General features: G+C 69.1%; 12 protein-coding genes. 8 read left to right on the forward strand and 4 right to left on the reverse strand.

All coding sequences use genetic code 11. From position 1 onward, the window contains the following. Positions 1–128 precede the first annotated feature (128 nt). The 6 genes from Q0C38_RS20300 to Q0C38_RS20325 all read left to right on the forward strand — a co-directional run bounded on the left by Q0C38_RS20300 (position 129) and on the right by Q0C38_RS20325 (position 7,290). Positions 129–1,676, forward strand: coding sequence for an acetolactate synthase large subunit (locus Q0C38_RS20300; protein ID WP_291298954.1), 1,548 nt, complete (start codon positions 129–131; stop codon positions 1,674–1,676). Positions 1,677–1,702: 26 nt separating this feature from the next. Further along, positions 1,703–2,791: a glycosyltransferase family 4 protein gene (locus Q0C38_RS20305; protein ID WP_291298955.1), complete on the forward strand. Its 1,089-nt coding sequence runs from the start codon at positions 1,703–1,705 to the stop codon at positions 2,789–2,791. A gap of 204 nt (positions 2,792–2,995) precedes the next feature. Next, the gene (locus tag Q0C38_RS20310; protein WP_291298956.1) at positions 2,996–4,354 is read left to right on the forward strand and encodes an ABC transporter substrate-binding protein; all 1,359 of its coding nucleotides are present in this window, start codon (positions 2,996–2,998) and stop codon (positions 4,352–4,354) included. Positions 4,355–4,357: 3 nt separating this feature from the next. Further along, positions 4,358–5,305, forward strand: a complete 948-nt coding sequence (locus Q0C38_RS20315) for a carbohydrate ABC transporter permease (RefSeq protein ID WP_291298957.1) — start codon at positions 4,358–4,360, stop codon at positions 5,303–5,305. Beyond that, a complete protein-coding gene (locus Q0C38_RS20320; protein ID WP_291298958.1) occupies positions 5,302–6,189 on the forward strand; it encodes a carbohydrate ABC transporter permease in 888 nt (295 codons plus the stop codon). Before Q0C38_RS20315 ends, Q0C38_RS20320 begins: the two co-directional genes overlap by 4 nt. 6 nt (positions 6,190–6,195) lie before the next feature. Further along, positions 6,196–7,290: an ABC transporter ATP-binding protein gene (locus Q0C38_RS20325; protein WP_291298959.1), complete on the forward strand. Its 1,095-nt coding sequence runs from the start codon at positions 6,196–6,198 to the stop codon at positions 7,288–7,290. Here the strand turns inward: Q0C38_RS20325 and Q0C38_RS20330 are convergent. From Q0C38_RS20330 to Q0C38_RS20345, 4 genes are all read right to left on the reverse strand, one after another. Further along, on the reverse strand, positions 7,287–8,162 hold the full coding sequence (locus Q0C38_RS20330; RefSeq protein ID WP_291298960.1) for an NAD(P)-dependent oxidoreductase: 876 nt from the start codon (positions 8,160–8,162) through the stop codon (positions 7,287–7,289). The genes Q0C38_RS20325 and Q0C38_RS20330 overlap by 4 nt on opposite strands. Before the next feature lie 5 nt (positions 8,163–8,167). Next, complete coding sequence (locus tag Q0C38_RS20335) at positions 8,168–8,563, reverse strand: carboxymuconolactone decarboxylase family protein (protein ID WP_291298961.1); 396 nt, start codon at positions 8,561–8,563, stop codon at positions 8,168–8,170. Positions 8,564–8,628: 65 nt separating this feature from the next. Continuing rightward, the gene (locus Q0C38_RS20340; protein ID WP_291298962.1) at positions 8,629–9,216 is read right to left on the reverse strand and encodes a thiamine pyrophosphate-dependent enzyme; all 588 of its coding nucleotides are present in this window, start codon (positions 9,214–9,216) and stop codon (positions 8,629–8,631) included. Beyond that, entirely contained in the window at positions 9,213–9,755 is a 543-nt protein-coding gene (locus Q0C38_RS20345) for a thiamine pyrophosphate-binding protein (RefSeq protein ID WP_291298963.1), read from the reverse strand. Before Q0C38_RS20345 ends, Q0C38_RS20340 begins: the two co-directional genes overlap by 4 nt. A 214-nt stretch (positions 9,756–9,969) precedes the next feature. On the opposite strand from Q0C38_RS20345, the gene Q0C38_RS20350 reads away from it, so the two are divergent. Together Q0C38_RS20350 and Q0C38_RS20355 are read left to right on the forward strand one after the other, a co-directional pair. Continuing rightward, the gene (locus Q0C38_RS20350; protein WP_291298964.1) at positions 9,970–11,472 is read left to right on the forward strand and encodes a hypothetical protein; all 1,503 of its coding nucleotides are present in this window, start codon (positions 9,970–9,972) and stop codon (positions 11,470–11,472) included. Continuing rightward, the coding region (locus Q0C38_RS20355; protein ID WP_291298965.1) for a hypothetical protein at positions 11,469–11,942 on the forward strand (474 nt) is incomplete at its 3' end. The genes Q0C38_RS20350 and Q0C38_RS20355, both read left to right, overlap by 4 nt.

Consider the following 11,942-nt stretch of genomic DNA (forward strand, 5'->3'; position numbering starts at 1 on the left):
TTCCCTCCTGGCGCTCGGCCCCGCGACACGGCAGGCCCCCCGTGGCCGGCATTGCGCCACAGTGCTAAGCCTCGCGCCAGAGCATCGGGACGAACCAAACCGCCACAGACCGGGAGGACCAGAACGCCATGAACGGTGCCGAGAGCCTTGTCCACACGCTGCTCGCCAGCGGGGTGGACACCTGCTTCGCCAATCCCGGCACCTCGGAGATGCATTTCGTCGCCGCACTTGACCGCGTGGCTGGCATGCGCTGCGTGCTCGGCCTGTTCGAGGGCGTGGTCACGGGGGCGGCCGACGGCTATGCCCGGATGGCCGGCAAGCCCGCCGCCACGCTGCTCCATTGCGGGCCAGGCCTCGCCAACGCTCTCGCCAACATGCACAACGCCCGCCGGGCGCGCAGCCCGATGGTCAACGTCGTCGGCGACCATGCCACCTACCACCGCGCCTGGGACGCACCGCTGACCGCCGATGTCGAGGGCGTTGCCCGCCCCTTCAGCGACTGGGTGAGGAGCGGGCTGACCGCGAAGGGCATCGCCGCCGATGGGGCAGCCGCCGTCCAGGCCGCCCGCACCGCGCCCGGGCAGATCGCGACCCTGATCCTGCCCGCCAACACCGCCTGGGACGAGGCCGACGGCCCCGCCGCCCCGCTTCCCGTTCCCGCCCCGGCTGCCGCCTCGGCCCAGCAGGTGGAAACCGCTGCCCGCATCCTCCGGCGCGACGGGGCGAAGGTGGTGCTCATCCTCGCTGGCCCTGCACTGCGCGAGGAGGGCCAGCGCGCGGCGTACCGCATCGCCGCTGCCACGGGGGCGAAGGTGATGGCGCAGATGTCGAACGCGCGGGTCGAGCGCGGCCAGGGCCGCTACCCGATCGACCGCGTGCCCTACCCTGTCGACATGGCACTGGCCGCACTCGCCCCCTACAGCACCTGCATCCTCGTCGGCGCCAAGCACCCGGTGGCGTTCTTCGCCTATCCGGGAAAGCCGGGCTCGCTGCTGCCGGAGGGCTGCGACGTGCACGTCCTCGCCCGCCCCGACCAGGACATTGCCCAGGCGATCGCCGCACTGGCCGATGACGTGGCCGCAGGCGTGGCGGCACCGGCCGCCAACGCAGGGCCGCGGCCAACCGCGCCTGGCGGGGCCATCACCTCCGAGGGCATCGCGCGCACGGTCGCGGCGTTCATGCCGGAGGACAGCATCATCATCGACGAGGGGGTGACGACCGGCCGCGGCTTCTTCCCCGAGACGCACAGCGCACCGCGGCATGACTGGCTCCAGCTCACCGGCGGGTCGATCGGCGAGGGGCTGCCGCTCGCCCTTGGCGCCTCGATTGCCTGCCCCGACCGCAAGGTCATCGGCCTCCAGGCTGACGGCTCTGCCATGTACACGCTCCAGGCGCTGTGGAGCATGGCGCGCGAGCGGTGCGATGCCACGATCATCGTGTTCTCCAACCGCAAATACGCGATCCTGCGGCATGAGCTCATGGCCGTCGGTGCGAACCCCGGCCGTACGGCGCTCGACATGCTCGACCTCGGCAACCCGGACCTCGATTGGGTGAAGCTCGCCGGGGGCATGGGCGTGGAGGGTGCGGTCGCGCCCGACCTCGACGTGCTGGCCGACCTGCTGAAGGCTGCGATGGCGCGCAAGGGACCGTTCGTGATCGAGCTCCTGGTGCCGTGACGGCCAGGATTCTGAAGGGTTAGGCCGTGCTGCCCGTCACCTGGCAGGCCTTCGCTGGCCACCTCGCCTTCTGTGCGGTCCTTGCCGTGCTGTCGGCCATCGTCGTGCGCCTTGTCATCGCCGCACGGCTGATGGACGTGCCGAACAGCCGCAGCGCGCATGAGCGGCCGACGCCGAAGGGCGGCGGGCTCGGCGTCGTTGTCGCCACGCTCGCAGGGCTCATCGTCCTCTATGCGCGGGCGGAGACGGCGCGGATCGCGGACCCATACTTCATCGCCGTGATCGGCGGCGGGGCGGCGATCGCGGCGGTGTCGCTCGCCGACGATGCGTTCGACTTCCCCTTCTTCTGGAAGCTCGCGGTGCAGGTGGTCGCGGCAGCGCTGCCGATCGGCTTCGGCCTGGTGCTTGACCGCCTGTCCCTGCCCTTCGTCGGCGAGGTGCCGCTCGGGCCCTTCGCGATCCCCGTCACGCTGTTCTGGATCGTGTTCGTGACGAACGCGATGAACTTCGTCGATGGGCTGAACGGGCTCTGCGCCGGCACCGCCGCGGTAGCGTCCGGCTTCCTCGCCGTCATCGCCCTGTCGGAGGGCGGCAGCTTCGTCTACGCGGCGGGGCTGTTCCTTTGCGCTGGCAGCCTCGGCTTCCTGCCGTTCAACTTCCCTGCCGCCCGCATCTTCCTCGGCGATGTCGGCAGCCAGTTCATCGGCTACATGCTGGCCACGCTTGCCGTCGCCGCCGCCCGGTTCGAGGCGACGGCCGTGAGCTTCTTCATCGTGCCGCTGCTGCTCGCCATGCCGCTGTTCGACGTGGCGTTCACCCTCATCCGCCGCGCCATCGCGGGGGAGGGGCTGATCCACGCCCATCGCGGCCACCTCTACCAGGTGCTCGACCGCTCGGGCTTTCCGCGCGTGGGTGTGGCGCTGATCCACTGGGGCTTCACGGCGACGATGGGCATCGCCGCGTTCCGCTTCCTCGCCCTTACGCCGCCGGGGAAGCTCGTCCTCTACCTCGCAGTCGCTGGCGCGCTTGGCTGCTATGCCCTCTGGGTCGCGCAGCGGGCCAGGCGCGCGGGCATCGTCCACTGGTCACGCACGCCGCCGCGCGCCCTTCATTGACACGCGGCGACCGCGCTCCCTACCTTCCCCCCAACGATACGAATCATGGGGAAACGACGGGCGCGCAACCCTCCCGGCCACGACACGTCCATCACGCCGATGCGGTGACGATCACTCGCGCAGCGTTTCCACATGCCTGACACGCCTGCGACGACCAACGGCCCGCACGAGACGGGCCGCCCGAAACGAAGGAGGAACGTTCCGATGACTGATCGAGCACTGCCAGTTCGCCGCCGCTCCCTGCTCGCCGGCGCTGCCGCCGCGACGCTTGCCGCTCCCGCCATCGCGCAGGGCAACGTCCGCGTCGCCCGCGTCTGGGGCGAGCCTGGTCCCTATGGCGGCGTATTCGTCCAGGGCATGAACGAGTGGGCCAGCCGCAACAACGCGAATATCCGCTTCGAGATCGAGCAGATCCCGTGGGACGGCGTGACCGTGAAGCTCACGACCGACCTCGCCGCCCGCCGCCCGCCCGCGCTGATCAGCGTGGAATCCCCGATCGCCTACCAGCTTGCCGCCGAGGGCCTGCTCGAGCCGGTCGATGACGTGTGCCAGCAGATCAACGCCACGCAGCGCCTGGTCGATGGCTTCTCGCTCGCCTCGTTCGGCGCGTGGAAGGGCGTGCAGTACGCCGTGCCGGTGCATCACCAGGCCTGCCTGCTCGTCGCGCAGCAGGACATCATCGACGAACTCGGCCTCGGCAACCCGGCGACGTGGAACTGGGACAACTTCGCCAACGCCGCGAAGACCATCGCCGAGAAGAAGCCCGGCATGGCCGGCTACACCATGGCGCTCGGGCGCAACCTCTGCGCCGACTATCACATCACGCAGTTCATCTGGCAGGCGGGCGGGCTCACCTGGGACCCGTCGGCGAATTTCCGCACCGCCTTCAGCAGCGCCGAGACGGTCGAGGCGTTCGACTACATCCGCCGCCTGTTCTCCTACATGCCGCGGAGCGCGGTCGAGTTCAGCTTCCTCCAGGTCGTCGACCAGCACGTCACCGGCCGCACCGGCATGTCGGCGTATTGGGGCCGCACGATGGGCCGCGCGGCGGAGGAGGCGAAGCCGATCTTCGACAAGATGGAGTACTACCTGAACCCGGCCCACCCGCGCACCGGCATGCGCTGGAGCTGGACCGACATCAACGGCTGGATCATTCCACGCCGCGACAACCCGTTCGTGCGCGAAACGAAGGAGGCCGTCGCCTACGTCTCCAACAGCACCGACTGGATGGTGAAGTACAGCCAGAGCCTGATGCCGAATGTCGGCCCCGTGTTCAAGGACGTGGCCACCGCGCCGGCGATGCTCGCGCACCCGTTCTACCAGTCGAAGAAGCGCAGCCTCGACGTCATCTTCACCGAGAGCGTGCCGCACCAGTGCAACACCGGGTTCGAGCTCAAGAAGGGCATCAACCCGCTGGCCGGCATCGCGCATGGCCGGAGCGTGTGGGCGCAGGCGGTACAGCGGATGCTGCTGAACAACGAGAACCCGCGCCAGGCTGTTGATTGGGGCCAGCGCCAGTTCGAGGCGATCCGCGCCGACAACACCCGCCTGATCGCGGGCTGAGCGATGACGGTGCGGGCCGCAACTGTCGAAGGCGGCCCGCACCGCGTGCGCCGTGCCTCTGGCTTTCGCCTGACCGAGATGCAGGTCGGCATCCTGTTCATGCTGCCGTTCATCATCACCGCCGGCGCCTTCATGATCTGGCCGGTGGTCGAAGCGGTGCGCATGGCCTTCCTCGCGTACAACCCGCTGCGCCCTGACGATGTGCACTTCGTCGGCCTGCGGAACTTCGAGATCATCTTCAGCGATCCGCTGTTCTACGAGAGCTTCTGGCAGGCGCTGGTCTGGACCGGCTGGTCGATCGTGCTGCAGACGCTGTTCGGCGTGGCACTCGCGCTGCTGCTGCACACGCAGCTTCCCGGCATCGCGATCTTCCGCGGCCTGCTGCTGTTTCCCTACATCGTCCCGACGGTGGTGATCGCGCTCAATTGGCGCTGGATCTTCAACAGCGAGATCGGCGTGGTGAACCACCTGCTGCTGCAGGCCGGCATCATCGACGAGAACATCGCCTGGCTGTCGACGCCGAACATGGCGATGGCGTCGGCCATCATGCTGAACGTGTGGAAGTACACGCCCTTCGTGATCATCTGCGTCCTCGCGCGGCTGCAGACGATCCCGACGGAGCTCTACGACGCCGCGAAGGTTGACGGCGCGGGCACCGTCCGACGCTTTCTCGACATCACGCTGCCGATGCTGAAGGAGGTGCTGGTCGTCGTCATCGTGTTCCGCACGATCTGGACCTTCAACAAGTTCGAGGAGATCTACCTGCTGACGCGCGGCGGGCCGGGGACGAGCACGTTCAACCTCGCCGTCTATGCGTTCGAGCAGGGGATGGCGAACCTTCGCCTCGGCGTCGCGGCGGCCACGGGGGTGGTCATGATCGTGCTGCTGCTGGCCGGCAGCATCGTCTACGTGCGCGTGTCAGGCTTCGGCGCCGAGGAGAAGAACACATGACGGCAAAGGAATGGGCCGGGCGCATCGCGCTCTACACGATCCTGATCCTCGTCACGATCGTCGTGTGCTTCCCGCTGATCTGGGCCTTCTTCACCTCGGTGAAGCCCAAGGACGAGATCTTCCTCTGGCCGCCCACCCTCTGGCCGAATGTGTGGACGTTCGAGAACTACACCTCGCTCTTCGCCGGCAAGCAGGCCTATTTCCAGGGTGGCAGCGCTGCCTCCTCAGCCCCGCCGCCATCGGCCTTCTTCCTCGACTGGTTCCTCAACTCCGTCATCGTCGCGGTCGGCACCACGCTGATCAGCACCATCGTCTCGACGCTCGCTGCCTACTCGCTGACGCGCTTCCGGTTTCCCGGCCAGCGCGCGGTGCCGTATCTCGCCCTCGTCGGCTACATGGTGCCGTCGATCATCTTCGTGTTCCCGATGTTCCTGGTGATGGCCGACCTCAGGCTCACCGACACGCTGCTGTCGCTCATCCTCGGCTATGTCTGCATCACGCTGCCGTTCAGCCTCTGGCTGATGTGGGCGTTCTTCCGCGGCGTGCCGATCGAGATCGAGGAGGCAGCCCTGGTCGATGGCGCGTCGCGGCTCCGCGTGTTCTTCGAGATCGTGCTGCCGACAGCCTGGCCAGGCATCGTCGCTGCCGCGATCTTCACGCTGATCGTCTCGTGGAACGACTACCTGTTCGGCCGCGTGTTCATGAACACGATGGAGAACCTGCCGCTCACCGTCGGCGTGATGCACTTCTTCGACGGCACGCATGTCGACTGGGGGTTGATGATGGCGAGTTCGGTGCTGATGACCGTTCCGATGGCGATCCTGTTCGCACTGCTGCAGCGCCACCTCGTCGCCGGGTTCGGCGCCGGCGCGGTGAAGGGCTGAAGCGCGATGGACGTTCGGCTGGAGAACCTCTCGAAATCCTTCGGCTCCAACAGCGTGCTGAAGGCGCTCGACCTCACCTTCCCGGAGCGCAAGTTCGTGACCCTCCTCGGCCCGTCGGGCTGCGGGAAAACCACCCTGCTCCGCCTCATCGCGGGGCTTGAGCGTGCCTCCGGCGGGGCGATCCATTTCGGCGGAGAGCGGGTCGATCACCTGGCCCCGGCCGATCGCAACATCGCAATGGTGTTCCAGTCCTACGCCCTCTACCCGACGATGGATGTGGCCGCGAACATCGGCTACGGCCTCAAGGTGCGCGGCATGGCCGCCCCCGAGCGGTCTGAGAAGGTCGGCATCGTCGCCAAGGTCCTCGAGATCGGGCACCTGCTCGCGCGCAAGCCCCGCGCGCTCTCGGGCGGGCAGCGCCAGCGCGTCGCCCTCGGCCGGGCGATGGTGCGCAAGCCCGACATCTTCCTGATGGACGAGCCGCTGTCGAACCTCGACGCCAAGCTGCGCGCGACGATGCGTGGCGAGCTCAAGCGCTTCCATCTCGACCTCGAGACGACCTCGATCTACGTCACGCATGACCAGCTCGAGGCGATGACGATGTCCGATCTCGTCGCGGTGATGAACGAGGGCGTGGTGCAGCAATTCGCGACGCCGGAGGAGGTCTACGACCGGCCGGTGAACCTCTTCGTCGCGGGCTTCATCGGCTCACCGCCGATGAATTTCTGCGACGTCACCGTCGCGGAACATGGCGGCGTGCCTGTGCTCATGCTCGCCGGCCGCGCCATTCCCGTGCCGCCGCAATTCACGCTCACCCGCGCCGATGAGGGGCGCAGGCTCGTGCTCGGCGTTCGCCCGCAGGATGTGCGCCTCGCCGACCTCGATGATCCCACCGCCGTGCCGGGTACCGTCTGGATGGTGGAGCTCATCGGCAGCGAGCGTCTGATCGAGGTCGAGGTCGCGCCGAAGCTGCGCATCACGTCGGAGGTGAAGGCAGAGGTGCGCGCGGCGATCGACGCGCCGGCGGCCGTGGCGTTCGACGACGCCAAGCTGCACCTGTTCGATCCCGGAACGGGCCTCGCCCTGCCCCGCGCGGACTAGCCCTCCAGCAACTTCGCGATCGCCGTGTGATCCGCACCGGGCCCGAGCGCCTTCGCGGCCGCGGCCCAGCGTTCGGCCATCGCCTGCGCCAGCGGCGCGTCGACACCCATGCCGCGCGCGAGCGAGGCCGCGGCACCCACATCCTTCGCCATCAGCCCGATCGCGAAGCCGGCGGCGAAGGTCCGCGGGATCACCTGCTGCTTCAGCTTGTGCTCGGTCGTGTTGTTCCTGCCCGTTGAGGCATTCAGCACATCGACCATGCTCTCCTGGTCAAGGCCGAAGCGCGCGCCGATCGCCAGCGCCTCGACCGCGGCGACCAGGCCGGCGGCGGAGACGTAGTTGTTCAGCGCCTTCATCGCGTGCCCGGCGCCAAGCCCGCCGCAGCGAAACACGGAGGCCCCCATCGCCGCGAGCACGGGCATCGCACGATCGACATCCACCGCCTCGCCGCCCGCCATGATCGCGAGCGTCGCCTCGCGCGCCTTCTTCACCCCACCCGACACCGGCGCATCCACCAGCGCGAACCCGCGCGCCGCCAGCTCGCCACCGAGCGTGCGCGTGGCCAGCGGATCGGATGACGACATCTCGATGATGAGCGTGCCGGGGGCCGCATCGGCCAGCGCATCGCCGTCGATCAGTGCGGCACGCACCGCGGCGGCATCGGGCAGCATCGTGATGACGGCCACCGCACCCGCCACCGCCGCGCGCGCCGAGGCGGCGACGGGAACGGGCGAGGCCGATCGTGCCGCCGCCGACACGTCCCATCCGCGCACGTCGTAGCCCCTGGCGGCCAGGTGGCCCGCCATCGGCGCGCCCATCGTGCCGAGGCCAATGAAGGCGATTGCGGCGGGAGCGGCGATGGGCGTGGCCATGCGCGTCAGATCCCGCGTTCGGCGAACACGCCCTGCGCAATCTTGAAGGCATCGAGGCTCGCCGGCACGCCGCAGTACACGAAGGCCTGCAGGCACACCTCCTTGATCTCGTCCTTGGTGATGCCGTTGTTCAGCGCGCCGCCGATGTGCAGCTTGAGCTCGTTCGGGCGGTTCAGCGCGATCAGCATCGCGAGGTTGAGGAAGCTGCGCGTGCGCCGGTCGAGGCCCGGCCGGTTCCAGATGATGCCCCAGCAATACTCGGTGGTGAATTCCTGGAACGCCATCGTGAAGTCGTCGGCCTTGGCGAGCGACGTCTCGACATACTCCTTGCCGAGAACGGCCTTGCGCACCTCGAGGCCCTTGTCGAACAGGTGCTGGTTGAAGAACGGATCCTGCGGCATGCGGTGTCTCCCTCGATGAGGCGTGGAACGGATCGGAGCCTGCGTGAGAATGCGCCTGGGGACTCTCAGGCGGGCTGGAGGCCCAGATGTGCGCGGAAGCGGGTTTTCAGATAGGCGCCGTCGCGCGCGGGCAGCGTCTTGGGCAGCGGCTCGGAGCCGACGACGATGCGGATCAGACCTGGCCCCGCGCCCGCGGTGAGCTTCGGTGCCAGGGCGCGCAACGCCGTCTCGCCATCCACCGTCGCGGTCCAGGCGAAGCCACAGGCGGCGGCAACGGCGGGCAGATCGGTGCCGAGGCTCGTGTGGCTCGCCTGCATCCCCGTCTCGCCGAAATGCCCGTTGTCGAGCACCGCGATGGTGAGGTTCGCCGGCTTCTGCGCCGCCACGGTCGCAAGCGCGCCGAGCCCCATCAGCGCCTCGCCGTCGCCCGTGAGCACGAGGACCGGGTTGGATGGCCGCGCGAGCGCGAGGCCGAGCCCCATCATCGCCGCCCCGCCCATGGCACCCCAGAGATAGAAATTGCCGCCATGGTCCCCGGCATCGAACAGGTCGTAGGCAGGGGTGCCGAGGCCGGCGATGACCAGAAGCTCGTTCGGCCTGTCGGCGAGAAGGGCGCGGACGGCAGGACGTCGCGCGAGAACCTGGTCGATCATTTCCACACCTTCCGCCCGATCAGCCGCTGCCCGAGCAGCACGGCAACCGCCTGTTCAGCGCCGAACGCCATGTCGGCCGCGGCGGTGACGACATCGCCAACGTCCTCCGGCCGGTCGACGCGGAAGCAGCGCACGCCCATCGCGGTCAGCACCGGCTCGGTCGCGCGGCTCATCGGCACCTGCCACGGGTTGAACTCGGCCCATTCCCCCCGCATCGTGATCAGCGCCAGCAGCGGGAAGCGGCAATTCTCCATCAGCGACAGCATGTTGATGCAGTTGCCGACGCCGGATGACTGCATCAGCAGCGCCGCACGCTCGCCGCCGAGCCAGGCGCCGGCACATCCGGCAACGCCCTCCTCCTCGGTGGTCAGCACCACGGCGCGGATGGCGGGGTCCTCATGCGCGAGGCTGATCGCGCGCGCATGGCCGGCATCGGGGACGTAGTGGATCTGCCTGACGTCGGCGGCCTTGAGCGCGGCGAACACCGCGTCCTTCCAGGCCACCGCTGCCGTGTCTGCGGCATGGGTGACTGCGTTCATGGGGCTCTCCTCCCCCCCGGACCTGAGCTGGGGGGCCGCACCTTGGCGCGGAACCGCCGGGCTGCCAAGCCGCCGCCCCCAAGCACGTCAGGATCAGGCAGGGCGTGACGCGGAACACCCACTGGACGATTGACATACACCCGTGCGCGGAACGATGCTGCACCGCAAGGGCTGGGGATATCGAAACCGCCAGGCACGGGAGGATCCGTCAGCCGTGAACCGCGACGCGTTCCTCACGATCATCAAGCTTCCCTTCCAGATCGTCATGATCGGGGCGGCCATCATCCTCGTGCTCAAGGGCGCGCAGTGGATGGACATCCCCGGCGTCGGCTCCCTCGCCGGCGCGCTCGACCGTGGCGAGGGTGTCGCCAATCTCGCAGCGCTGCTGGTGTTCCTGATCGGCATGTCGATCGGCACCTTCATGTGGTGGCTGGCGAGCCGATTCTTCGCCCTGCTGCGTGACCCGACCATCCCGCCCGAGCGCCTCGCCAACCTCAAGGACCTGCCGATGGCCCTGCCCGAGGGCACGATCCGCGCGCTGCTTGCGCTGATCGTCGGCCTCGTCGGGCTGCCCATCCTGCTGTTCTCCAACGCGCTGAAGCTCGATGCCGCGATTGCCGGCTACGTCAACGGCATCGTCATGAGCGTGTTCGCCTTCTATTTCGGCACGCGCAGCGGCGCGGGCGATGCGCAGACCGCACGGCAGCTCGCCGGCACGCTCTCGACCGTGCAGGGCGAGGCGACGGACGCGAATGCGCGCGCGACCGCCGCCGAAGGCCGCGTGGCGACGGCAGGGGCCGACGCGACGCGCCCGAACCGGTTGCAGGACGGCATCTCCACCGTCGATCGTCACCTCGCCGCGGCGGAGGTCCTCGTCAACGTGCTCGGCCCCGCGCTGCCGAAGGGCCTCGTTCCCGAAGGTGCTGGCGATCTCCTGCGCCGGGCGCGCAGCGCGGCCGAAGGCGCGCGCGCGATCGCCGGTGGCGAGATCTCGGAAACCTCCGTCGGCGCGGTGCTGAAGGCCGGGCAGGACCTGATCGGCAACTCCCCCGTCGCGAGCCTGCTCGGCAAGGCTGCCGGCGCGCTGCCGGGCATGGGCGTGCTCGGCCCCGTCGCCGGTGTCGCGATGGTGCTGGGCCTCGGCTGGCAGCTCGGCTCGGCCGAGTATCGCCGCTGGCGCGCGCGCATCCTCGCAGCACCCTACGAGGCGAAGCTGATCGATTTTGGCGTCATCACCCCCACCTCGGCCGAGATCAGGATGGAGCGCTGCGCCATCTTCACCGGCGCCTTCGCCTCCAAGCGGCAGGAGCCCGGCTTCTTCGCCACGCTGCTCGACGCCGTCGCGCGTGACGATGCACCGGACAGGCTCTGGTCGATGTATGGCGGCGATGCCGCGCTGTTCGACAGCCGCGAGGAGATGCAGGCAGGGCTCGACGAGTTCCGCCGCGCGCTTCTCGCCGAACAGGCGATGAACGATGTGAAGCCGGAGACGGTCGCCACGGTCGCTTCCACCCTCGGCATCGCACCACCGCCGGTCGATGCGGTGAACGCGGTGCTCGATGCCGGCCCTGTCGAGTCGGCGAGTGATGAGCAGAAGGCGGCGATGGAGGCCCTCGTCATGATGGTGGGCAACCTGCGCGACAAGAAGGTCGACCCTGCGCTGGTGATCGCCGAGTTGCAGAAGGCGGCCGCGAAGGAAGGGAGCGTCGCGCCATGATCCGGTTCCCGCTTCTCGCCCTCGCCCTCGTTCTCGCCTCCTGCCAGCAGGTCGGCCGCGTTGTCGATCCCGACGTCGCGCAGCTGGAGCGTTTCCAGGCCGCACGCAGCGAGAACCGCCTGCGCGACATCGCGAACGAGCCCGTCATCGCCTCCTGCACGCCCGACAGGCCCGCCTGCGGGCGCCTTCATGCGATCCGCGCGGACGCGTGTCTGACGCTCGCGCTCGCCGATCGCGCGCCCGGCGTTGCCTGCCCGCCCGCCTCCTCCGCCGCGCGTGACGATCTGGCCTGCGCGTCGGACGGCTATGCCGCGGCGATGGCAGCGACGAATGCCGGCTTCTCGGCGGCAGACCAGCTCGCCCATCGCCAGGGCCGCGCCCAGGCCCTCTACTGCCGGGCAGAGCTGGGCACCGTCTCGGCCGGCGTTCCGCTGGCGCGCGAGGCGGCCGATGCCGCGGCCGGCCTGCCG

The organism is Elioraea sp. (assembly GCF_022842375.1).
In the GTDB taxonomy this organism is placed as follows: domain Bacteria; phylum Pseudomonadota; class Alphaproteobacteria; order Acetobacterales; family Acetobacteraceae; genus Elioraea_A.

What these genes read in the sequence shown, in the direction of transcription:
- Q0C38_RS20335 (WP_291298961.1), bottom strand. Translation starts at nt 8,563, where the DNA reads ATGCCGCAGGATCCGTTCTTCAACCAGCACCTGTTCGACAAGGGCCTC.
- Q0C38_RS20320 (WP_291298958.1), top strand. Translation starts at nt 5,302, where the DNA reads ATGACGGCAAAGGAATGGGCCGGGCGCATCGCGCTCTACACGATCCTG.
- Q0C38_RS20345 (WP_291298963.1), bottom strand. Translation starts at nt 9,755, where the DNA reads ATGAACGCAGTCACCCATGCCGCAGACACGGCAGCGGTGGCCTGGAAG.
- Q0C38_RS20325 (WP_291298959.1), top strand. Translation starts at nt 6,196, where the DNA reads ATGGACGTTCGGCTGGAGAACCTCTCGAAATCCTTCGGCTCCAACAGC.
- Q0C38_RS20300 (WP_291298954.1), top strand. Translation starts at nt 129, where the DNA reads ATGAACGGTGCCGAGAGCCTTGTCCACACGCTGCTCGCCAGCGGGGTG.
- Q0C38_RS20310 (WP_291298956.1), top strand. Translation starts at nt 2,996, where the DNA reads ATGACTGATCGAGCACTGCCAGTTCGCCGCCGCTCCCTGCTCGCCGGC.
- Q0C38_RS20315 (WP_291298957.1), top strand. Translation starts at nt 4,358, where the DNA reads ATGACGGTGCGGGCCGCAACTGTCGAAGGCGGCCCGCACCGCGTGCGC.
- Q0C38_RS20330 (WP_291298960.1), bottom strand. Translation starts at nt 8,162, where the DNA reads ATGGCCACGCCCATCGCCGCTCCCGCCGCAATCGCCTTCATTGGCCTC.
- Q0C38_RS20340 (WP_291298962.1), bottom strand. Translation starts at nt 9,216, where the DNA reads ATGATCGACCAGGTTCTCGCGCGACGTCCTGCCGTCCGCGCCCTTCTC.